Genomic DNA, 21,382 nt, shown 5'->3' on the forward strand with positions numbered 1-21,382 from the left:
TTGTTTTTGGTGTCCGGCTTACGCCGGACGTTTGAATTGATTCGGTTATTTTCTTACGAAAATGACCTGCACTCCCGAGTAAAACTCGGCATAAACAAATCCAAAGATTCATTTACTGGCGTTCATTCAGTTCATTGTTCAGTTTTCAAAGGTCATCGTGTCGCCGTAGCGACGACTTGTTTATCTTACCAAACTCGAAGGAGCTTGTCAAGCACGTTTTTGAAAGATTTTCAAATCGTACTCGCGTCGGCTGTTGTCTCAGCCGGGCCGTCTGAGGCTCTCGCCCTGACAGCTTGTTAAGTATACTACGCCAAGAATTCCTTGTCAAGCAAAAAGTTGACGATTCCTAAAGTTTCCCTTCAAAGGCGTCCCCTTTTATAGTATAATTATGTGGAAGTTGTATTTTATTATTTCCGTTTACAAAAAAGGAACAGGAGTTGTTACGTATGAACAAAAAGTATTTAGTTATGGCGGCAACTGTAGCTGCAGCTGCTACCTTACTCGCCGGATGTGGTTCTTCAGCAGACAAACAGGGCGGTGCTGCCGATGAGCAGAAAACCCTCGTCGTCGGGATGGAACCGACTTTCCCGCCTTTTGAATTCACGGACAACGGCAAGTATGTAGGCTTTGATATTGATTTAGCCAATGCCATCGGTGAAAAGACGGGCATGCAGGTTGAAGTCAAAAGCCTCGGCTTCGACGCCCTCATTCCGGCACTGCGCAGCGGCCAGATCGACATGATTGCTTCCGGCATGGACGCTACTCCGGAACGACAGAAACAAGTTTCCTTTACAGAACCGTACTTCCAAGACGGCTATTCCGTCGTCGTCCGCAAGGATAACGACACCATTCACGGCTTTGATGACCTCAAAGGCCGGACGGTCGGCACTCAGGTCGGCACCAAGGGCGTAGACCTCGGAACGGAAGCCGGTGCCACGGTCAAACAGTATGACGCCAACAGCCAGGGCTGGATGGAACTGCAGAGCAATACCTGCGATGCCGTCATCATCAATACGTCGGTAGCCCTCTACTATCTGAAAGAAGGCGGCGACAAGGACCTCAAAATCGTCGGTGATTCCAAGAAAACCGATGCCGGCATCGCTATGGCTGTCGGAAAAGATAAAACAGACCTCCTCGAAAAAGTCAACAAGGCCTTGGCTGACCTCAAAGCAGACGGAACGTATGCGAAACTCTACAAAAAATGGTTCGGCATCGACCCGCAGATGTAACCCATGTATAAGACGTATATATTCGACTTCGACTACACTTTGGCCAACTCGGAAAAGGGCATCGTCATGTGCTTCCAGCTCCTCTTTGAAGCCGAAGGCTATGAAGGCATTCCAGAAGATGCCATTCGCCGTACGATCGGCATGACTATGTACGATGCCATGAAAAGCCTTACCGGCGAAACGGACCCGGACCGGATCTATGAACTAATTAAGGAATATAAAGTCCGCTTCTCCGACAAGTATATGACAGCCAATACCCATCTCTATCCAGAGACCTTGCCGGTTTTAAAGGCCCTGAAGGAAAGGGGAAGCCGCTGCTGTATCGTATCGACCAAGACCCGTTCGCGCATTAACGAAACACTCCGTAAATATGCCATGGAATCTCTCATCGACCTCGTCGTCGGCATGGAAGACGTCGACAACGCCAAACCGGCACCGGACGGAATCAACAGGGTCTGTGACCATTTCAGCCTGGATAAAAAAGACGTCCTCTATATCGGCGACAATACCATCGATGCCGAAGCGGCCCGAAATGCCGGCGTCGCCTTTGCCGCTGTGACGACAGGAACGACGTCAGAAAAAGATTTTCTTCCCCTGCCCCATGTGGCCATCATGAAAGATCTCAGTGACATCCTTGCTATTCCCTAATTGGAGGAACCTACTATGATGAAGAAAAAAGTTATGACCTTGGCAGCGGCCTCGATAGCCGCCGTGACGCTCCTCGCCGGCTGCGGCGGCAGCACCGAACAATCCGCTGGCGGCGCTAAGGGAGACAAGACGCTCATCGTCGGGACCGAACCGACCTTCCCGCCTTTTGAATTTACGGAAAATGATAAAGACGTCGGCTTCGATATCGATTTAGCCCAGGCCATCTGCGATAAGTTAGGCTACAAGATGGAAGTCAAGAACCTCGGCTTCGACGCCCTGATTCCGGCCTTAAAGAGCGGCCAGATTGACATCATCGCAGCCGGCATGGATGCGACGGAAGAACGGAAGAAACAGATCAACTTCACGGACGTCTACTATCAGGGCGGCTACACCATCGTCGTTCCCGTAGGCAATACGGATATTACCGGTTATGATTCCATCGCCGGAAAAACCGTCGGTGCCCAGGTCGGCTCAAAAGCGGCCGACTATGCCCGTGAACACGGTGCCAATGTCAAGGAGTTCGACACCAATACCCAGGGTTGGATGGAACTAGAAGCCGGCACATGTGACGCTGTCTCCATCGACCAGGCCGTCGCCCAGTACTATCTCCAGCAGGGCGGCAAAGACAAGCTCAAACTCGTCGGTGCTCCGATCACCTCTCGCGGTGTAGCCATGGGGATCAGTAAAGACAAACAGGAACTGACTGACCAGGTCAACCAGGCCTTAAAAGAACTCAAGGCAGACGGAACATACGACAAAATCTATCAGAAATGGTTTGGCACAGCACCGAATAAATAAAGCGTAAAGTCGCTATTCATTCGAACGGTGTCGACCGTCAACAGCATAAGAAAACAGCCATCCATCGGGATGGCTGTTTTCTTATGCTTACTTTTTCTGTGGCTGCTGCAGTTTTGCCAAGCGGTCCTTCAGAGACGTAAAGGGCGTCTGATTGTCAGACTGGAGTTCTTCAGGCTGAATTGTCGTATCACGACGAGCAGCTTTCCGTCTGGATTCGGCTTCGGCAGCCCGCCGTTCTTCTGCTTCACGCGAGCTCTGTACGGCTTCGCGAATAGGCTGAAGATTACTATCCGGTACGACCAGGAAGCGAACCGGCAAGTTGGCCGCGCCTGGCGGCATGATGTGAATGGTCATATCCGTCCCGGCCGGGAAGGTATCCACGTATTCCATGGCATAAGGGTCATTGAGTCCCATAGAATGACGATGACGAGGCAATTCCACGATTTTTTTATCTTCCCCGCGCTGAGGATCGCTGTAGATAAGCTCGGTAACACCAGCATATTCACCGCCTTGGGGATTAAAATAGAGGTGAATGTCTCCGGTCCCTTGGGTACGCAGATGAATGGTGTAATCGAGGCCATAGTTTCCCGTATCTTGCGACGAGCGGTTATCCATGACGTCCCGTCCTTGCAGAAAGCGGTCCATGACACCGTCCGCCAAGAGGATATAGCCGATGCCGCTGTCCGTAGAGTAAGGCGTAAGGGTGCTCATGAAGCGGTCTTTGCCGTGAAAAGTTCCCCGCAGTTTGACGGAGTCACTGGGAAGGTACTGAAGTTTACGGACAAAGGCTGTCGGATCTTCTTTAACCGGCAAAATCATGGACGACAGAATCATCGGTTCCGGAAGACTGACGTTGATGATGCCTGAAAAGAGCTGATCCGGATGGACGACGACTTCATTGAGCCGTTGTCCGACTAAGGCATAATCATGAGGCTGTACCGTAACCTTATTGACCGTCATATTCCCTTCATAATACAGGGTCGACAGTTCCTTGCCGACCTGATAATAATCGGTACTGGGACGCGTATATTGATAGCCTTGAAGGAAGGCGTCAATCGGATAGTCATGGGGATTATACAGCATGGCTACGATTTTGCGGTCTGTCTGCTGCTGATTGACATGATAAAAGTAAAGGCGTACATCACCGCTGACCATGTCCCCATAGAGGATGCCGTCGTTTTCGGCATATTCCGGGCTGTCAGATAAGAGCAGCGTCCCCGTATCAATAGGCGGCGTCATCGAAATGGACTTCATCGGTTGAACGACAACCCGGCTCATGACCTCGGGATCGTCGATTCCCGGAAATCCGGCCGCCAATGGGGTCCCCATAGGGATAAAGGCCGTCAAAAGACCGGCAATATAGGTACATAGTTTCTTAATGTTCATCATGTTGTTGACCTTCTATCTGTTTTGCTATATCGGCAATTTTTTTGAATCGATGAGTTAATCCGGACTTTGTCAATCCTGACTGAGCCGCCAATTCGCTCATCGAAGCCTCCGGATTGGCCATGCGCAGTTCTGCCGCTTCGCGAAGCTTAGCCGACATACGCTGATAAAGTCCCGATTCCTGAATACGGGTAATAGCCTGGCGCTGGCGAACAGCGGCATCGACCGTTTTCTGAAGGTTCGCCGTTTCGCAGTTGACGACACGATTGACGTTGTTGCGCATCTCCTTTACGACACGAACTTCTTCAAAGGTGAGATAGGCCTGGTCCGCCCCGATATACTGCAGGAAATGGGACACGCCGTTCCCTTCTTTTATATAGACCAAATAATCTCCCTTCCGGTCGGTAATCTTAGCCGGCAAACGGAAGCGGCGCATGATTTTGAGCAGCTTTTCTGCAAAGGCCGCATTGCCCGTTACCAATTCCAAATGGTAGTCCCGCTGTGGTTGATTGACAGATCCTCCACCCATAAAGGCGCCTCGCAAAAAGGCACGCTGACACTCAACCTTACGCAGGTCGATGGCAGAAAATTCCGTATCCGTCGGAAAGAGGGACAAGTCGCGCAAAATCCGCGTACTCTCCGGAGACGGCGAGACACGCAGGATATAATAGTTTTTCTTTCGCAAGCGCAACCCCTGGCGGACCCGCACTTCCGGACGGACGGGAAAAGCCTTCATCCACATCTTCAGTACCTTTCGGGCAACGGCATTGTTAGACGTACTGAATTCGATGCCAATCATCCCGTGAGAGCCGAGAATCAGGGATCCGCCCATGCAAAGGAGGGCTGCCAGTTCGGCAAAGCGGCAAGCGGCGTTCTCCGGTTTATAATGGGCAATCTCATTTTTCACTTCTTCCGCAAAAGACAATGGCTGCCGCCTCCTAACGGTGGGTAAGGGTATAACGCTTGAGATAATAGTGAAGTAATTCCGGCGATAAATCGGTCCGCAGAGCATTGATCAAATCAAAGAGAACGTTCGCCAGCTTTTTCGTATCGTGAGTCGCACTGTTTTCTTTATTGATGAGATCCGACAGGATCAGCGTAGCGCCGGTTTCGCCAATTTCTTTTTTATCAATGATGACCGGATGAGAACCGTGGGCCACATAACGCTGCAGCACAGCCGGATCGACGTCACCATTATTGGCAATGACAAAATCGATGATCTTGTCGCCGGCCTGCTTATTGATGGCCTTGACATGATCGGAGACGGTATAGTCATCCGTTTCCCCCTTCTGGGTCATGACGTTGCAAATATAAATTTTAGGCGCTTTACTGTCTCGGATAGCTTCGATGATATCAGGGACGCACAGATTGGGCATGATGCTCGTATAGAGGCTCCCCGGCCCTAAGACGATGGCATCGGCACCTTTGATAGCGTCGACAGCCGACTGGATGGCCTTGGGATGTTCCGGCGTCGTAAAGACGCTCTTGATCCGGCCATGGGCATGAGGAATCTGCGACTCACCTTCGATGATGCGCCCATCGGTCATCTTGGCATTGAGCCTGATTTTTTCTGCCGATGACGGAATGACTTTGCCGCGGACACGCAGAATTTTACTGGTCGCATCCATCGCTTCTTCGACGTCGCCAAGGACCTCGATGAGTGCAGCAATAAAGAGGTTGCCAAAACTGTGACCGGTTAAGTCACCGGAGCCGCCAAAGCGATGGGCAAAAAGCTGTTCCATGAGACCTTCTTTATCGGCCATGGCAACCAGACAGTTTCGTAAATCACCGGGTGCAATAATATCCAGGTCTTCGCGGATTCGCCCGGTCGAACCGCCATCATCGGCAACGGTGACGACAGCCGTCAGATTATACGTCTTCGACTTGAGCCCGCGCAGCATGACGGACAGACCCGTACCACCGCCGATGACGACGACTTTCGGCCCTTTCGAAAGCTGAAATTTAGAAAAAATCAAATCGCTGAAATTTCCCGATTCACCGGGCATGACGACACCGATCATGGTCCGTATGAGCCGCCGCGTCGCCCAGCCCATAATGGCCATGCCGACGATAATGACAAAGATACCCAAACTAGCCAAAATCGTATAATTATAGTGCCCCGTCATTTCATAGAGCAACCGGAAAGCCCACTCTTCCACTTCCCCCAACCACTGATAGTTAAAAGTCAGGATAATGCCGAAGCTGGAAAACATCATGCCCAGCCCGAAAAGGAAGAGCCAGCGCTTAATATGCAGTCCCGGATGCAGCCATTTCATAAAACGCATGACAGTACCTCCTAGGCTTCGCCTTCGTACCCCGGCGCATCTTCTTCAACGTCGTTTTTCTGAATATCGCGGTGTTCGATGGATACATCGACGCCGTTGTCCCGCAAGTGTTTGTACATGGCTTCTGCCATGCAGACACTGCGGTGCATCCCGCCGGTACAGCCGACGGCAATGACTAATTGACTCTTGCCTTCTCGTTCGTAATTAGGCAGGAGAAAATCAATCATATCGAACCATTTTTCCTTATATACTTGGGTAATAGGAAAACTTTCAACGTACTCCCGCACGCAGGGAACGCGGCCCGACTTATGGCGGAAATCGTCAATATAATAAGGGTTCGGCAGGAAGCGAACGTCTTCAACGATATCGGCATCAATGGGCATCCCATGCTTGAAGCCGAAAGAGACGACGGTGACAGTCATACTCTTTTTGCTGTCTGTAATAGCATAGCGCTTCACCAGGATTTCCTTCAGCTGTTTCGGCTGCAAATTAGACGTATCGATAATAAAATCGGCCTTTCTCCGCAAAGAAGCCAGGCGTTTTCGTTCTTCGGCAATCCCCTGACTGATGCGGCCGTGAGGGGCCAACGGGTGAACGCGGCGCGTTTCTTTATAGCGGCGGACCAAAGCCTGATCAGAAGCTTCAATAAAGACGATTTCATAAGAAATTCCTTCTTCTTTCAAATCCTTCAGATCCTTCAGGCACTGACTCATAGCATCAAAAAATTCACCGCCGCGAATGTCGGCAATGAGGGCAACATGGCGCACCCTTTCACCGCCTTTGATGCATAACTCGGCAAACTTAGGGATCAATACCGGCGGAATGTTGTCGATGCAAAAATAGCCGATATCCTCTAAGACTTGAACGGCATGGGTTTTGCCGGCGCCGGACATGCCGGTGACGATAATTAAGTGAAAATGGTCCATAAGAACCTCCTATTACAATACAAATTTCTCGACGACAGCGGCTACGCCGTCTTCATCATTCGACAAGGTGACGTAGTCAGCTGCATCCTTGACTTCCTGCCCCGCATTAGCCATGGCCACGGAAAAACCGGCCGCTTTCAGCATGTCCAAATCGTTTTGCGAATCGCCAATGGCCATGATGTTTTTCGGCTCAATCTGATAGAGCTCACCAAGGCGGCGGATACCACGGCCCTTATCGACGCCAAGGGGCATGATTTCCAAAAAAGTCAAATCGGAAAACAGGATATTAAATCGGCCGGGAAACGTCTTTTCAATAAGGGCCTTGCGGCCTAAGAGCTCTTCGTGTACACCGCGGCTGAGGAGTTTATTGCAGTCACCTTGGACCCGATAAAATTCATCCCCGCAGATGACGGCCTTGACTTTTGTAATTCGTTCATAGTCACGAACCCACGGTTCATCGAGTTCAACCCGCAGTACGTCGTCAATATAGGTCTGCATCTGCCAGGACTGTTCCCGTGCCAAGTTGACCAGCGCCTGGGCATCTTGCTGAGAAATAGTCTGCTGAAAGAGGATTTTCTTTGACTCCAAGGTTTCAATCAGGCCGCCGGCAAAGAGCAGCATCGGGCTGTCGCCTAAAGCCAGCCGTTCGCCATATGCCTTTGCCGTCTGGTACATGCGGCCCGTAGCAATGGCGACGATGACGCCCTTCTGACGAGCTTTTTGCAAGGTTTCTACGGTGTGGTCCGAAACGGAACCGTCACTGCGAAGAAGTGTCCCGTCGAGGTCGATTGTAATCATCTTAATGGGTTCCATTATTTATTAGCTCCCTTCCAGTCAAAAGCGACACCTTTCGGCGCATCGTCCTCTTTTTGGGGGGTATCCGTAAGATACTGCAAATCATCGGCATAGCTTTTGGCCAGTCTGTCTATAGATTTCTGTTGAGCTTCTGTAGCCTTGCTGCGGTTCTTCATAGCCACGGCGATCATAGACGTCACTTCATAACGCGTCAAGTTATAAGAACGGTCGAACCGTTCCATCGGCGCCCCGGTCAACCCGGCTTCAGACAAAGCGTAGACGGCCTTGTATTCCCAAGAACTCCGGTCGACGCTGTCAAATTGATTCGGCGCATAAGGGTTATAGGCACCGGCCGGACTTACAACGCCCAAAAGAAGGCAGGCTGCCAGTAACAAAAAAAGCTTCTTCATCGTCGTTCCTCCTATAAATAAATATACTCCCCGCCGGGTCTAACATATGTCATACCTGAAAGAGAGCATATTCATGAAACACGTATTATTTGGATTTAGGGGCATCTTTTTTGCCGCTATCCTGACGTCCCTGGTCGGGGCGGACCGGCTGAGCCGATTTTTCGCTGACAGAAACAGACGAAGCCATATTATCCGTTGCTTTGCCTTCACCGTCAGCCGCCATATCATCGAGCAGCCGCAGCTGGCTGGTCAATATAGCCCGACATTTTGCGCGGTATGCTCCCGTTTGAGCCTTGAGCTTTTCCCATTCCTGCTGGGAATTCTGCAGGCTCATCATCGTTTCATCCAGCATCTTCTGCTTTTTACTTTCGGCTTCCTGTAAAATCAAATCCGCTTCCTTACGGGCTGAAACCTTAACATTTTCAGCCGTCTGCTGAGCCAACATAAGCGTACTGTTCATGGTTGCTTCCATTTTTTCATACTGTGTCAGCTTATCCTGCAGGCTGTCACAGCGTTCTTTCAGTTCACAATACTCCCGGTACACTTTTTCATAGTCGCTGGCAATATTATTCATGAAAGCATCGACATCTTCCTCGCTGTAGCCACGAAAGCCGCGTTTAAACTCTTTATTATGAATATCCATAGGTGTAAGCATGGTGGTATCTCCTCCGTACAAAGGGAACTACATATAGCGCTTTAACAGCACGCCGGTTCGACCTTTTCGCGACGTTCCGGTAATTTCGGCCAGCTCCATCCGCCCTTTGCCGCGGAGAGAAATGACATCGCCTTGACGAACTTCCTGACTGGGCCCTTTGGCGGGCTGCCAATTGACCTGTACCCGTTCGCCCTTAATCGCATCGGCAGCTTTCGTGCGGGAAATGCCAAACCCCGATGAAACGATGGCATCCAGGCGAAGCGAGGCCACCGTCGTTTTGATTTCTTTCACTTTTTCCTGACGCGGCGCAATATCGCTCAGGGATATTTCTTCAATCGCAACGGGTACCATCGCGATTTTCGTAAAGTTCTGCTGTAAATAAGGGACCAACGGAGTTTCCGCCAATAGTACCGCTCCGGCATCCTGCATGATGATGTCGCCGAAACGTCCCCGGTCGATGCCGAGGCTCATGAGCGAGCCCAGGACATCGCGATGCCCTAAGAGGCGATAGCGGTCATCCCAACTCAGCTTGCAGGCCGTAATTCCAAAATCGACGGGACCGTCATAGTCGACACTGACAAAAGCCAATCTGACTCGTTCAGCCCCTTCGTAACCGCCGGAAGTGCGAAGTACCAAAGACGGCACATGAGCCTGAATAGTCTCTCCGATTTGGACGGCACCGGGTGATACAAACTCACTGACGGCATAAGGACGTCCCTTAGCTGTACTGTCTGCCAAGTCAATAAGACGGGCAGCCAATTCACCGTTATCCGTCCCTTGATAATAACGGATAATTCTATCTCTATTCTTCAAAACAATCCCTCAATCATTAACGAAGCGGTGTATTTCCGCCGTTGTTGTCATTATTCGTGCCGCCGGCATTCCACGTAAGAGGCGGGGCATTAAAATCGCTGTAGTCATCGCGTTTCCCATGGTCTACAGTAACATTGCTGGGTACGCAGAGGAAGATTTCCTTGCCGACCTTCTGAATATTGCCGTCGATGGCATAGGTAGCACCGCTGACGAAGTCGACGACGCGCTTAGCTACGTCTTCCGGCGTCGCTTCAAAGTTGATGACAACCGGTTTACGGTCGCGGATGTAATCAGCAATGCTCTGAGAATCATCGAAGGTTTCCGGTTCGACGATGACCATACGCAGCGGTTTGGCCGGAGTCGGCGTATAGTTGACGCTGGTACGAGTCGGTGCTACGGCAGGAGTACGGCGCGGTACGCGTTCTTCTTCATATTCCAATTCGTCTTCATATTCGTCCGTTTCAAATTCGTCGTCTTCATTGACACCACCGACGCCGCTCACGACATTTACGAATCTATTCCACATATTCTTTGACTTCTTCATAGTAAATACTCCTCCTTAGTAATTACGTGCCCCAAAGATTGCCGTGCCGACGCGGACGACATTGGCGCCTTCTTCAATTGCTATTTCAAAGTCATGGGTCATCCCCATGGACAGATACTGGATCTGGCCTTCCGGAAATTTCGGCTTCATATCTTCATATAAAGCGCGGGCAATGCGGAATATGGGCCGTACGTCCTCAACGTTTTCATAATTGGGCGCCATACACATCAGCCCCCGAACACAGACGTGATCCAACCCCTTTGCCAGTTCACAAATCGCCGGAAAATCTTCGACTTCCATTCCAAATTTACTTTCTTCACGGGCTACATTGACCTGTAAAAGGATATCCTGCACCTTCCCAATCTTGCCGGCTTCCTTATTTACCGCTTTCAGCAAGTGCTCCGAATCAATGGAATGAATCAGATGGAAGTGTTCTACGGCATGTTTCGCCTTATTGGTCTGTAAATGTCCGATTAAATGCCAGGTCAATCCATTATCCGGAAAAGCCTCTAATTTTTGCATCGCTTCCTGGACGCGGTTTTCACCGACATCGGTCACACCGCACCGGGCGGCCTCTTCCATCATCTCTACGGGATGATTCTTCGTCACTGCAACAAGCGTAATTTTGTCAGTTCTGCCGACACGGGCAGCTGCATCAGCAATTTTCTTGTGTACTGCCTCAAGATTTTCCTTAATCAAGCCTATCCCTCCGTCGTGCATGCAATTACATGTATTTATAAAACATTACACTTCTTTTATTATATATAGTTAGTCCTATAAAAGCTAGTCATATTTAAAAATTTATTCATCTGCTTTTACAAAATCGCAAAGGCGCCCATGCGGCCTGTATGACCGCCGTCACGGCGATACGAAAAGAATCTGTCGGCGCAGTCAAAGACACAGCTTTCCGTCGTCTCGATATGCTCCGGAATTAAGCCGGCCTCGGTCAAGAGAAGATGATTGGCCTTCCATAAGTCGACTCGCCAGGTTCCTTCATGCTGAACCGCACACTCGCCATAAGCCGGCCCCAGATGCCGAAAAGTCATAGCGGTATCTTCACTGACTTCAAAATGCGCTTTTGAAATAGACGGTCCGATATAGGCCAATATATCTTTCGGTTTGGAACCATAGGCCAGCTGCATGGCCAGCACCGTTTTAGCCGCCAGCCTCTGCGCCGTCCCTCGCCAACCATCATGAACGACGGCACAGACTCTTTTTACCGGATCAAACAATATAACCGGTACGCAGTCGGCAATACACATCATGAGCGGCACGCCGGGAATATTCGTCATGAGGGAGTCCGTATGGGGAAAGGCATCGCCATAGCTTCCGGCACCGCGGCCGATTTCAGTCGGGCCGACAGCGACGATATGATCCTCATGGGTCTGCCGGGCCGTCGTCAGCTGCTGCAGGTCACAGCCCAAAAGGGCACAGAGACGCCGCCTGTTTTCGAGGACGTCCTGCGTCCGGTCCTCGACGTGAAGGCCTAAATTGAGGGATAGAAAAGGGCCTTCACTGACGCCGCCGCTGCGGCCGGTCACACCGTGACGCAGCCCGGCATCAGCCAATAACGTGCTTTCTTCCCAACCAATTCCGTTTTCATGTTCTACCCACTTGGTCATCTTAGCCTCCACAAATATGACAGCGGCGGCAGCCGTCAAAACACGGCAAGGTATAGTCGCCGGCTTCAGCCTTCTTTAATTCATCGGTCAGATACGTCGGTACCAACCCGGGATCAAGGGTATCCCAAGGAAGGACAGCATCGAGGGGCCGCTGGTCATATAAAAATCCGTCAATATTAAAATGAAGCTCTTTAGCCGCCCTTTTCCAGCCCTTGACGCCGCCGTATTCACAAGCTTTAGCCAGGACCTGGCCGACGCGTCGATCGCCGCGGGACAGGACGCCTTGGATATAAGCGGACCGCAGGGGCTCGATGAGCAGCTCGATCTGTTTATCTTTCAAGGACTTCTTTAAAAAGGCCAGCCTTTTCTCGACGACTTTCTTGTCGGTCATGGCCATCCACTGAAACGGCGTCAGCGGTTTGGGGATAAAGAGATTGATGCTTAAGGTAATACGGCTCGTATTGCCGATGGCCTTCATATGCTCTTGGACCCGACGGGTCATGTCGACGATGCCTTCAATATCGGCATCGGTTTCCATCGGCAGGCCGACCATGATGTACATGCGCACGTGACGGATTCCGGCTTCCGTTGCAAGGTCGATGGATTTCAGCAGATGTTCTTCCGTGATGCCCTTATTGATGATATCCCGCATCCGTTTACTGCCCGCTTCCGGTGCCAGGGTAATCGTCTTTTGGCCGCTCTCGGCCAGCCCCTTTACAATGGCCGGGGTAATCGAATCGGCCCGCAAAGAGGCACAGGAAAAACCCATACCTTGGTTACGGATAAAGGTGACTAATTCGTCAATATAAGGATAATCTGAAATAGCGGCCCCCATAAGGCCGATTTTCTTTCCCAATTCTTTACCGCGGAGAACGGCTGATTTGACGTATTCCAAGGGACGGACACGAGGTCTGCGGTAGCAGTACCCGGCCATACAGAAGCGGCAGTGACGACCGCATCCCCTGGCGATTTCAATGAGATACATGGCACCGAATTCCGTATTCGGCGTGGCAATGACCGTTTCTGCCGGCTGGGTCAGTTCCCGCCATTGCCGTTCCACCTTCGCCGGAATCCCTTCTTCCGGGACGATTCGCAGGAGATGGCCGTCTTCGTCGTATTCGTGACGGTATAAGGACGGTACATAGACGCCCGGCACGTGCTGAGCCAAGTAGCGCAAGAGGTCATGACGCCCTAAATGCTGCTCCTTTGCTTTTCCATAGGCATCGAGGAAGGCATGAATAAAGCCTTCCCCTTCACCGACCAGGACGACATCGATAAAGGGTGATAAGGGTTCAGGATTAAAAAAAGCCACCGGGCCGCCCATGACGACCAGCGTATCGTCATCTCCGCGATCAGCTGCTAAAACAGGGATACGCCCCATCTCCAAAATAGAAGGCACGTTGAAATAGTCCATTTCAAAACTGACGGAAAAACCCAGGATTTCAAAATCGGAAAGGGGCCGTCTGTTTTCTAAAGACACCAAGGGTTCCCCTGTTTTTTCAAAGACTTTCATCAAGTCTTTATCGGGCAGGAAGGCTCTCTCACAGAGCCAGTCTTCGCGGCCGTTTACTTCGCGGTAAATAATCTGCATCCCTAAATTGCTCATGGCTACGTCATACGTATTGGGATAGCAAATGGCCATAGCCCGCCGCGTCCCAAAGGGATAGACGACGGCACCGGTTTCCTGACTCACCAGTTCATCCAGTGCCTTCTCTATTTGCCAGCTCATCGACATTCCCCCTTTATACGGCAAAAGCTCCCCGGCTAAGGGAGCTTTCCGTGCAACTCCTTCGAGATTCACCAAGTCGCCTGCAGGAGACGGCTCTCATCTTAGGTATCCTATATTGTATCACAGATTGTGTCAATGAGCCAACAGCCAATCGAATCGTCAATCCCAAACATTGCTCTAAAGGGAACATCGTGCTATCTTATAAAAGACATAGATTAGTGTATTTTATAAAATGGATAATAAGGAGAATCTCATGGAAAAAATTATCTTCATCGCCCTCGGCGGCGGTATCGGCTCGGCCTTGCGCTACGGTATCACTCAACTGACCATTCGCTACGGCGCTGTCAGTCTCCCTTACGGAACGATTCTGGCCAATACTATCGGGTCTTTTTGCATCGGCCTCCTCTTCGTACTCTTCACACAGATGTCAAGCCTTCCGCCGACGGTCAAGCTCTTTTTCGTAACCGGCATCCTCGGTGGTTTTACGACCTTTTCGACGTACAACATGGAACTATTGACCCTCGTCCGCACCGGCGACCTAATGTCGGCAGCGGCCTATTTTTCACTCAACGTCATCGGCGGCTTCCTCTGCTGCTGGCTCGGATTTGCCGTCGGCAACGCCTTCTGGCAGTAGTCCTTTAATGCTGGGCCGGAGCGCTGACCTTTTCAGCCAGCCCTTCCGTTGAAATGGCTTTCTTCGAGACCAGGCTGATACCGCAGAAGGTCACACTGCAAACGATCCATTCAGCATAAATGACATGGGGCAGAATCCGAACCGCGGGAATGACCATCCAGGCGATGAGGACGATGATCGAAGCCATGATTGTATAGAAGGCCGCCTGGCGCGAGCAGTAAGCCGGCGCATACATCGTCATGAGGACGATGACGGCAAAAGCGGTCATGAGTGACAAGCCCGCCATGAGCGTCGAAATGATGCCGCTGATGGTAAGGGCAAAGCCCAGCGTAAGGATTCCCAACAGGAGTACCGAAATACGGGTGACGGCCATGTACTTCTTATCCGACATCTGCGGATCAATGAACTGCTTATGAATATCGTGAGAATACAGCGTCGCTGCCGATAAGAGCAAATTGCAGGCCGTGCTGACGTCAGCGGCCCACAAAGAAGCCAAGGTAATCCCGGCAATCCAAGGATTAAGCGACATGATGAGCTGCGGCAAGGCCGTTGTCGGTGAAATAGAAGGATACATTTCTGATGCAATGACGCCGAGCAAGGCCGCTACGAAACCGACGGGCAGCATGACCAGGCCGCCGATGACAAAGCCTTTGCGGGCCGTCTGCACATCTTTGGCACCCAGCGAAATCTGGATGATGGCCTGAAGGGAAATATTGACCGTAATCAAGACGACGATCCAGGTGACAATCGTCATCGGTCCCACGCCGCTGAAGAAATCCATAGACGTCATGGACGGTGCTTGGATGGCTACGACATCGATACCGCCGGCCATCGCCACGATGAGGAAGGCCGCAACAGTAATGCCGACGTACTGCAAAGTTACGTTAAGGATATTAGACTGACTGGCCGACCACATGCCGCCGATAAGGGTAATCCCGATGAATACGACGGCACTGGTGAACATCCCCGTAACCGGCGTGAAAATATCCGGCATGAGGGCTGCCAGGACGGCGCCGCCGGCTACGTACTGAAGACTCATGACGACGAGCTGTACCAAAACCTGGCAGGCAATGCCGGCCACCATGCTGCGCCGATCATAATACCGTTCAAGGAGTTCCGGAACGGTCGTAATATTGAGACGCCGATACTTCTTGGCGACCGTCAATCCCATGACAATGGCACCGATCCCCCAGGCTGCCGTATACCAGCCGGCGGACAAGCCGACTTTATAAGCCTGTTCGGCAACGCCGATCGTCGAGGCACCGCCGACGGCAAGGCCGACGATGGATACCATAATAAGAGGCGTCGTAAGTTTGCGGCCGGCCAATACATAGGCTTCGGCAGAATCCGCAGCCCGCCGCTTCACATACCAGCTGATACCGAAAAGTACGCCGATATAAGCTAAAATAATAACGATTTGAATTCCTGTTGTTCCCATCATAAAAACTCCTCTCTTCCTAATTTCCCGAAAAAAAAATCGCCCCTAAAAAGGGACGACGACGTCGCGGTACCACCCAATTTATCGATAGAACAAAAAAAGGGTGGCACCCAGGGACGGAAAAATCCGCGGTACCACCCTATTTATCTTGAATCGATCAACTCATGGCCGTATAACGGCAGCCGCCCCGGTACAGCCTACTACAGTTCAGCCGTACAGTTCAGGAATGAACTTCAGACCTCATCGCCTGTACCCTCACACCGCCCGGATACTCTCTGAAAAGTTTAAAGGCCTTACTTTTTTCCGTCACAACTGTTATCAGGAAATTAATTGTTGATAATGATTATACCGGAAAATAAATGAAAGTCAAGAGAATATTTTCATAAAAACCGACGAAAACCACGTAAAACGTCGTACTAATCCGGTAATACCTGCGATTTCAAGATTAAAACGATTTCTGTATTCTTATGCGACTTATAATGATAGCGGAATAATTTTCCGATTAAAGGCAGGTCTGCCAAAATCGGGACTTTTCGAAAATGCTCAAGGTCTTCACGGCGAATGAGGCCGCCGATAACGAGAGGCTGGCCTTCTTGCAGGCGCACCGTCGTCCGAGCCTGACGGGTCGCAATGCGGTAAGCCTTCAGTTCGGGGACAAAGACCGGCGTGCTGACTTCGGCAAATAAATCCGCCGTCACCGAATTATCCGGATGAACTTGAGGGGTATAAGTCAATTTAATGCCTGCATCTTCATAGGTCGTACTGATAGCCGTCTCCTGTCCGGACCGATGCTCGGTCTGAACGGGAATCTTATCGCCAATGAGGATATGAGCTTCTCTGCCATTGCTGGCTACGATATGGGGCCGGGCTAAGATTTTCGCCTTACCGCGTTCTTCTAAGGCATGAATCGTCCCGGACAGGGAAAAAATACTGTGAGCGGCGCCGCCTTCAACGGTCGACCAATTGTACTCGATACCGGTCTGCTTCAACAGGCTGTCATCGATGGAAGCGATTTCAACGGACACATCGACTTGCCGCGGCGGCACATCGAGTCGCTTGACCAAGGCCTGTACCGCCGCCTGAGTCTGTGCGGTTCCGCCGACGACCACCGTATTCGTATCGCCGTGCCAGCGTACGTCGGCTTCAGGGACGGCTGCCTCAACGGCTTCCTTTACCGTTTCAGGATCGGCATAGCGGAGCCGCCATGTATGAAACGTTTTTACACGCTTTCCGGTATGAGGGCCGGTAATCGTCCGTATCGGCCCGGATGCATCGTAATAGAGTCCTTTACTGTCCGCAATCGCCTGCAGGGCCTCTTCGACGGTAATATCCCGCAGGGTCATCGTGAGTGTGCCTTCTACACTGTCATCGACGATAAGATTCATCTGTCCCGACCGTGCCAGTCCTTCGAGAACGGTCCGAACGGGGACATCCCTCACCTGAATATCGATGGCAGCCGCCTGAAAGGGCAGAAAACAACAGACAGCTGCCGCCCAGGCTTTAGTATAAAACTTCATGACACTTCCTTTCTCCCCCTCACAAGCGAATCTCCCAAAGTTTTCCGTCACGCATAAGCCCTACAGCTTGGCGGTTGATATAAGCAATATACCAGCCCTGCCAGGATTCTCCGGCAGCGCAGGCAGCCGACTGGCCCTGCCACTGCAACAGGACCAGGTGAGCCTTCCCGTGATGAATCGACCCGCCAACGGTGGGCAAGGTCCATTGCGGCTGAACGTATTCCGTTGTCTTTACCGATTTCGCAGTCGGTGACATATCGGGTCCCCCTTTTGGTTCCGCGGCGACAGCTTTCTTCGGCAAACTGCCGCCAAATAAATCAGGCAGGGGCTTATACTGTATCGCCGGCCTTACGTCGTAGACGAGGCTTCCTTCAGCCTCCTTCTCCGGCGTATCAAAAACGGGATGCTTCTCAGCTTGCTGCTGAGAGGCATCCCGTTTCATGTTTACTTGTCCCTGGGGCTCTTCCCACAAAAACCAAACAGCGCCAAGGCAGACAAGTATCCCCACATAGGGAAGCCAAGTCTTGCGACGTTGAACGATACCGTTCCCCACCTTTTGCAGGACCGATAAACCCCTATTTTTTATCGCCATACCCCTGCGGATGGTGTTGATGCCAATGCCAGGCATCGGCTATAATTTGTTCTACTTTACTGTGTGTCGGCTGCCAGCCTGTGATGCGGCGGATTTTTTCCGATCCGGCAATGAGCACAGCCGGATCGCCGGCACGACGCGGTGCTTCTTCCACGTTAAAATCACGACCTGTAACCTTCTTGGCGGCTTCAATCATTTCCCGGACGCTGAAGCCGTTCTGAGACCCCAGATTAAAGTACTGCGACTCGCCGCCTTCCGACAAGTAGCGAAGGACGCGTACGTGGGCATCGGCAAGATCGGTGACGTGGATATAATCACGAACACAAGTCCCGTCCGGCGTCGGATAGTCTGTGCCGAAAATTTTAATGCTGTCACGCTGTCCCAAAGCGGTCTGCAAAATCAAAGGAATGAGGTGCGTTTCCGGTGTATGATCTTCCCCGATGGCACCACTGCCATCAGCTCCTGCAGCATTAAAGTAGCGAAGAGCTACATAGTGCAGCCCGTAAGCACGGCTGAACTGAGCCAACATCATTTCAATCATGAGCTTGGTCTGGCCATAGACATTGGTCGGCTGGTAGGGCATATCTTCCGTAATCGGCGTCTTTTCCGGTTCGCCATAAACAGCTGCCGTCGACGAAAAGACGAAGTATTTGACCTTGGCCTGACGGACAGCTTCAAGGAGGCAATATGAGCCTACGACATTATTATCGTAATAAATGGTCGGATTTTCCATCGATTCGCCAACCTGGCTATGGGCCGCAAAATGCATGACGGCATCGATGTTCAATGTCTTCAAGGATCCGGCGTACGCATCAATATCGTGGATGTCGACGACGTAAAAGGGGATCTCTTCCGGGACGGCTGCCCGATGGCCGCGGGACAGGTTGTCAATGACGACGACCTTATGGCCTTCTTGAAGCAGGGCCTTCACCGTATGGCTGCCGATATAGCCGGCACCGCCGGTAACTAATACATTCATAGCTTAACCTTCCTGCAGTTTTTTCAGGCGGCCGCCGAGGAATTTCTTGTATACTTCGACGCCGGGCTGATTGAAGGCATCGACATTGGCAAATTCGCCTTCATAAGCAATGGACAGGCAGAGCATGAACATCAATTCACCCAAATGATACGGAGTGATGGCCGGCATGATGTAGTTGGCACTGGGACGGCCGTCACCGGCAAGGGCTTCGGCGTTGGAGCTGCGAGCAGCTTCTAAGATCTGACTGAGAGGCAAACCGCTGAAAGCGGCCAATTTCGGATATTCGTCGTAAAGATGAGGTACCGTAACGTCATCGGGCCAGTTTTCGACAGAGACGAACTGGACGACTTTATCCTGCGGGCCTTCCTGATGTTCCTGGGTCTGCGCATGCATGTCCGTCGTACCGACAGCCACGATCGGCGTACGGCCATAGTTGACGACATTGCCCTGTTTGTCAAGGCGCTTGCCGAGGGATTCAGCCAAGAGCTGAATATACCACTCCGACAAGGATTTCAAGCTGTCGGCATAGGGCATGAGAACTTCCAGGCTGCGGCCATGATTTTTACCGGCCAGGAATTTAAGGACACTGTTGAGAAGGGCCGGATTTTTCCAAATATCCGGATTCTGGCAAGCGTGATCCATATCACGGGCACCGTCAAGGAACTGACGGATGCTGAAACCGGTCAAGGCGCCTACGATGAGACCGACTTCAGAAAAGACACTGAATCGTCCGCCAATGCCATCGGGAACGTAGAAAATAGGCCAGCCCGATTTTTTAGCCAGACCGTGAAGCAGCGTTTCTTTATCGCCGCCGTCGTGAGGGTCCGTAACGGCTACGGTTTCAAGGGCAATGCCGGCGTCGCTCATAGCTTCTTTCAAGACCATGTAGTTCGACATCGGTTCGATTGTCGAGCCCGATTTAGAAATGACAACGGCCATTACCGTATAGTTCGGCTTCGTCTGGCTGTCATTTTTCAAGAATTGAATAAGGCCTGCCATTTTATGAGAGTCAACATTATTGCCGGCAAAGAAGGCTTTCGGGAAGCCATTGCGTTCTTCCGTGCTCTTTAAATTCCAAAATTCACCGCACTGAACGTCAAACAAAACTTTCCCGCCCAAATAGGAACCGCCAATCCCCAAGAATACGACGGCATCGACGCGGTTGCGCGTCGTCCGAGCCAATTCTTCAAGGGCAAAAATACGTTCCGGGCTGTTGATGTTGCCATCTTCAATATACGGCAGCTGCGTAAAAAGAACGGCTTCCGGTTCTCCGTCTTTGGAGAGATGTCCCGGCATGGTGCCGTTCTTGCGCATGTTCATCACCGCTTCATGAGCCTTGGTATAGACCGGTGAAAAGTCCTTTACCTCTGCTTCCGTGACGGCCTGAGGGCCATAAAGATTGGTTACGTCAAAAGTAAAGCCTGAACGTAATTTTAACTGTGTCATGTTCACTTCACTACCTTTCGATAGAATAATGTCTTATTCACGTATGAAATCATTATAGCACAGAATGGGTATACTATGCCACCTGCGGGGCACTGAATGCCCCATGTAAACCAAAAGCCCCTGTACGGGGCTTTAAAGACAGCACGATGTTCTGCTTAGAACCGCAGCATCGACTGAAGGAAGCTTTGTGTCCGTTCATTTTGCGGATGTTCAAAGACGTCTTCCGGTTTACCTTGTTCTTGAATAATGCCGTCAGCCATAAAAATAACCCGGTCGGCCACTTCTTTGGCAAAAGCCATTTCATGGGTTACGATGATCATGGTCATGTTTTCATCAGCCAACTGCTGTATCGTGCGCAGAACTTCACCGGTCAATTCCGGATCAAGGGCACTGGTCGGTTCGTCAAAGAGCATGATATCCGGGTCCATCGCCAAAGAGCGGGCAATGGCCACACGCTGCTGCTGACCGCCGGAAAGGCGGGACGGATAGGTGTCTCTTTTTTCCCACAAGCCGACCTTTCTAAGCAGTTCCTCGGCCTGAGGCATGATTTCTTCGGTCTTCATCTTCTTGACGACGCGAGGCGCTTCCAAGATGTTATCCAACACCGTCATGTGCGGAAACAAGTTGAAGTGCTGAAAGCACATGCCCATGCGGCGACAGATAGCCCGAACGTCGGCAGCCGGTGCATAGACGGCACGCTGGCTCCCGGCAGGCGTACTGGCCATGGTCTTGCCGTCGACGACGATAGAGCCGCTGTTGATGGTTTCCAACTGGCAAAGGCATCTCAGAAAGGTACTCTTACCGCTTCCTGACGGGCCGATGATAGAAACGACTTCCCCCGCTTCTACATGGAGGGAGACGTCTTTTAATACTTCCAAATTCCCGAAACTCTTTCGGATATGGTCCATTTCAATAAAACTCATGACAAGACGTCCT

The 21,382-nt window shown here is 51.3% G+C and carries 22 protein-coding genes and 1 other annotated feature; of the genes, 4 read left to right on the top strand and 18 right to left on the bottom strand.

Annotated features, from left to right (window positions below; all coding sequences use genetic code 11):
* Positions 1 to 446 precede the first annotated feature (446 nt).
* From A0U42_RS03710 to A0U42_RS03720, 3 genes are read left to right on the top strand one after another with little or no spacing between them, the layout of a single operon-like run.
* Entirely contained in the window at positions 447 to 1,229 is a 783-nt protein-coding gene (locus tag A0U42_RS03710) for a basic amino acid ABC transporter substrate-binding protein (RefSeq protein WP_044505460.1), read from the top strand.
* A 3-nt stretch (positions 1,230 to 1,232) separates the two neighbouring features.
* Positions 1,233 to 1,877, top strand: coding sequence for an HAD family hydrolase (locus A0U42_RS03715; RefSeq protein ID WP_065359928.1), 645 nt, complete (start codon positions 1,233 to 1,235; stop codon positions 1,875 to 1,877).
* Between the two features lie 15 nt (positions 1,878 to 1,892).
* Positions 1,893 to 2,675 carry a basic amino acid ABC transporter substrate-binding protein gene (locus tag A0U42_RS03720; protein ID WP_044505458.1) on the top strand — a complete coding sequence of 261 codons (783 nt, stop codon included), beginning with the start codon at positions 1,893 to 1,895 and terminating at the stop codon, positions 2,673 to 2,675.
* A gap of 87 nt (positions 2,676 to 2,762) precedes the next feature.
* Here the strand turns inward: A0U42_RS03720 and A0U42_RS03725 are convergent, their stop codons facing one another.
* From A0U42_RS03725 to A0U42_RS03780, 12 genes are all read right to left on the bottom strand, one after another.
* The gene (locus A0U42_RS03725) at positions 2,763 to 4,064 is read right to left on the bottom strand and encodes a hypothetical protein (RefSeq protein ID WP_255304099.1); all 1,302 of its coding nucleotides are present in this window, start codon (positions 4,062 to 4,064) and stop codon (positions 2,763 to 2,765) included.
* Complete coding sequence (whiA, locus tag A0U42_RS03730) at positions 4,051 to 4,986, bottom strand: DNA-binding protein WhiA (RefSeq protein ID WP_065359929.1); 936 nt, start codon at positions 4,984 to 4,986, stop codon at positions 4,051 to 4,053. The genes A0U42_RS03725 and whiA overlap by 14 nt, the downstream gene beginning before the upstream one ends.
* 13 nt (positions 4,987 to 4,999) lie before the next feature.
* Positions 5,000 to 6,346, bottom strand: a complete 1,347-nt coding sequence (yvcK, locus tag A0U42_RS03735; protein ID WP_065359930.1) for a YvcK family protein — start codon at positions 6,344 to 6,346, stop codon at positions 5,000 to 5,002.
* 11 nt (positions 6,347 to 6,357) lie between these two features.
* Positions 6,358 to 7,272 (bottom strand): RNase adapter RapZ, encoded by a 915-nt coding sequence (rapZ, locus tag A0U42_RS03740; RefSeq protein ID WP_044505455.1) that lies wholly within the window; start codon positions 7,270 to 7,272, stop codon positions 6,358 to 6,360.
* 12 nt (positions 7,273 to 7,284) lie between these two features.
* A complete protein-coding gene (locus A0U42_RS03745; protein ID WP_065359931.1) occupies positions 7,285 to 8,085 on the bottom strand; it encodes a Cof-type HAD-IIB family hydrolase in 801 nt (266 codons plus the stop codon).
* Positions 8,085 to 8,477, bottom strand: coding sequence for a hypothetical protein (locus A0U42_RS03750; RefSeq protein WP_065359932.1), 393 nt, complete (start codon positions 8,475 to 8,477; stop codon positions 8,085 to 8,087). Before A0U42_RS03750 ends, A0U42_RS03745 begins: the two co-directional genes overlap by 1 nt.
* An 85-nt stretch (positions 8,478 to 8,562) precedes the next feature.
* A complete protein-coding gene (locus A0U42_RS03755; RefSeq protein WP_044505452.1) occupies positions 8,563 to 9,132 on the bottom strand; it encodes a DivIVA domain-containing protein in 570 nt (189 codons plus the stop codon).
* 27 nt (positions 9,133 to 9,159) lie between these two features.
* On the bottom strand, positions 9,160 to 9,945 hold the full coding sequence (locus tag A0U42_RS03760) for an RNA-binding protein (RefSeq protein ID WP_044505451.1): 786 nt from the start codon (positions 9,943 to 9,945) through the stop codon (positions 9,160 to 9,162).
* A gap of 16 nt (positions 9,946 to 9,961) precedes the next feature.
* Entirely contained in the window at positions 9,962 to 10,489 is a 528-nt protein-coding gene (locus A0U42_RS03765) for a cell division protein SepF (protein ID WP_044505450.1), read from the bottom strand.
* Between the two features lie 15 nt (positions 10,490 to 10,504).
* Positions 10,505 to 11,188, bottom strand: coding sequence for a YggS family pyridoxal phosphate-dependent enzyme (locus A0U42_RS03770; RefSeq protein ID WP_065359933.1), 684 nt, complete (start codon positions 11,186 to 11,188; stop codon positions 10,505 to 10,507).
* Between the two features lie 116 nt (positions 11,189 to 11,304).
* Positions 11,305 to 12,111 (bottom strand): peptidoglycan editing factor PgeF, encoded by an 807-nt coding sequence (gene pgeF / locus A0U42_RS03775; RefSeq protein WP_065359934.1) that lies wholly within the window; start codon positions 12,109 to 12,111, stop codon positions 11,305 to 11,307.
* Position 12,112: 1 nt separating this feature from the next.
* Positions 12,113 to 13,840, bottom strand: coding sequence for a radical SAM protein (locus tag A0U42_RS03780; protein WP_065359935.1), 1,728 nt, complete (start codon positions 13,838 to 13,840; stop codon positions 12,113 to 12,115).
* Between the two features lie 253 nt (positions 13,841 to 14,093).
* Between A0U42_RS03780 and crcB the strand changes: the two genes are divergently transcribed.
* On the top strand, positions 14,094 to 14,474 hold the full coding sequence (gene crcB, locus A0U42_RS03785) for a fluoride efflux transporter CrcB (RefSeq protein ID WP_065359936.1): 381 nt from the start codon (positions 14,094 to 14,096) through the stop codon (positions 14,472 to 14,474).
* A 4-nt stretch (positions 14,475 to 14,478) separates the two neighbouring features.
* Here crcB and A0U42_RS03790 read toward each other — a convergent pair whose 3' ends face one another.
* From A0U42_RS03790 to A0U42_RS03815, 6 genes are all read right to left on the bottom strand, one after another.
* The gene (locus tag A0U42_RS03790; RefSeq protein WP_255304100.1) at positions 14,479 to 15,915 is read right to left on the bottom strand and encodes a sodium:solute symporter family protein; all 1,437 of its coding nucleotides are present in this window, start codon (positions 15,913 to 15,915) and stop codon (positions 14,479 to 14,481) included.
* A gap of 45 nt (positions 15,916 to 15,960) precedes the next feature.
* Positions 15,961 to 16,231, bottom strand: a binding site (T-box leader).
* Between the two features lie 97 nt (positions 16,232 to 16,328).
* A complete protein-coding gene (locus A0U42_RS03795) occupies positions 16,329 to 17,429 on the bottom strand; it encodes a type II secretion system protein GspD (RefSeq protein WP_065359937.1) in 1,101 nt (366 codons plus the stop codon).
* Positions 17,430 to 17,448: 19 nt separating this feature from the next.
* Positions 17,449 to 17,871 carry a hypothetical protein gene (locus A0U42_RS03800; protein WP_065359979.1) on the bottom strand — a complete coding sequence of 141 codons (423 nt, stop codon included), beginning with the start codon at positions 17,869 to 17,871 and terminating at the stop codon, positions 17,449 to 17,451.
* 133 nt (positions 17,872 to 18,004) lie between these two features.
* Positions 18,005 to 19,000, bottom strand: a complete 996-nt coding sequence (galE, locus tag A0U42_RS03805) for a UDP-glucose 4-epimerase GalE (RefSeq protein ID WP_065359938.1) — start codon at positions 18,998 to 19,000, stop codon at positions 18,005 to 18,007.
* A 3-nt stretch (positions 19,001 to 19,003) separates the two neighbouring features.
* Positions 19,004 to 20,446: a hypothetical protein gene (locus A0U42_RS03810; RefSeq protein ID WP_044505443.1), complete on the bottom strand. Its 1,443-nt coding sequence runs from the start codon at positions 20,444 to 20,446 to the stop codon at positions 19,004 to 19,006.
* Between the two features lie 155 nt (positions 20,447 to 20,601).
* Positions 20,602 to 21,369 (bottom strand): amino acid ABC transporter ATP-binding protein, encoded by a 768-nt coding sequence (locus A0U42_RS03815; protein WP_065359939.1) that lies wholly within the window; start codon positions 21,367 to 21,369, stop codon positions 20,602 to 20,604.
* Between the last annotated feature and the right edge of the window lie 13 nt (positions 21,370 to 21,382).

Origin of the sequence: Megasphaera sp. DISK 18 (genome assembly GCF_001682955.1) — a bacterium.
In the GTDB taxonomy this organism is placed as follows: Bacteria; Bacillota; Negativicutes; order Veillonellales; family Megasphaeraceae; genus Megasphaera; species Megasphaera massiliensis.

Coding starts and splice junctions, on each gene's coding strand:
- A0U42_RS03810 (WP_044505443.1), bottom strand. CDS start 20,446: ATGACACAGTTAAAATTACGTTCAGGCTTTACTTTTGACGTAACCAAT.
- A0U42_RS03725 (WP_255304099.1), bottom strand. CDS start 4,064: ATGATGAACATTAAGAAACTATGTACCTATATTGCCGGTCTTTTGACG.
- A0U42_RS03765 (WP_044505450.1), bottom strand. CDS start 10,489: ATGAAGAAGTCAAAGAATATGTGGAATAGATTCGTAAATGTCGTGAGC.
- A0U42_RS03715 (WP_065359928.1), top strand. CDS start 1,233: ATGTATAAGACGTATATATTCGACTTCGACTACACTTTGGCCAACTCG.
- A0U42_RS03720 (WP_044505458.1), top strand. CDS start 1,893: ATGATGAAGAAAAAAGTTATGACCTTGGCAGCGGCCTCGATAGCCGCC.
- yvcK (WP_065359930.1), bottom strand. CDS start 6,346: ATGCGTTTTATGAAATGGCTGCATCCGGGACTGCATATTAAGCGCTGG.
- A0U42_RS03815 (WP_065359939.1), bottom strand. CDS start 21,369: ATGAGTTTTATTGAAATGGACCATATCCGAAAGAGTTTCGGGAATTTG.
- crcB (WP_065359936.1), top strand. CDS start 14,094: ATGGAAAAAATTATCTTCATCGCCCTCGGCGGCGGTATCGGCTCGGCC.
- A0U42_RS03790 (WP_255304100.1), bottom strand. CDS start 15,915: ATGATGGGAACAACAGGAATTCAAATCGTTATTATTTTAGCTTATATC.
- A0U42_RS03750 (WP_065359932.1), bottom strand. CDS start 8,477: ATGAAGAAGCTTTTTTTGTTACTGGCAGCCTGCCTTCTTTTGGGCGTT.
- rapZ (WP_044505455.1), bottom strand. CDS start 7,272: ATGGACCATTTTCACTTAATTATCGTCACCGGCATGTCCGGCGCCGGC.
- pgeF (WP_065359934.1), bottom strand. CDS start 12,111: ATGACCAAGTGGGTAGAACATGAAAACGGAATTGGTTGGGAAGAAAGC.
- A0U42_RS03710 (WP_044505460.1), top strand. CDS start 447: ATGAACAAAAAGTATTTAGTTATGGCGGCAACTGTAGCTGCAGCTGCT.
- A0U42_RS03780 (WP_065359935.1), bottom strand. CDS start 13,840: ATGAGCTGGCAAATAGAGAAGGCACTGGATGAACTGGTGAGTCAGGAA.
- A0U42_RS03755 (WP_044505452.1), bottom strand. CDS start 9,132: ATGCTTACACCTATGGATATTCATAATAAAGAGTTTAAACGCGGCTTT.
- A0U42_RS03745 (WP_065359931.1), bottom strand. CDS start 8,085: ATGGAACCCATTAAGATGATTACAATCGACCTCGACGGGACACTTCTT.
- A0U42_RS03795 (WP_065359937.1), bottom strand. CDS start 17,429: ATGAAGTTTTATACTAAAGCCTGGGCGGCAGCTGTCTGTTGTTTTCTG.
- galE (WP_065359938.1), bottom strand. CDS start 19,000: ATGAATGTATTAGTTACCGGCGGTGCCGGCTATATCGGCAGCCATACG.
- A0U42_RS03800 (WP_065359979.1), bottom strand. CDS start 17,871: ATGAAACGGGATGCCTCTCAGCAGCAAGCTGAGAAGCATCCCGTTTTT.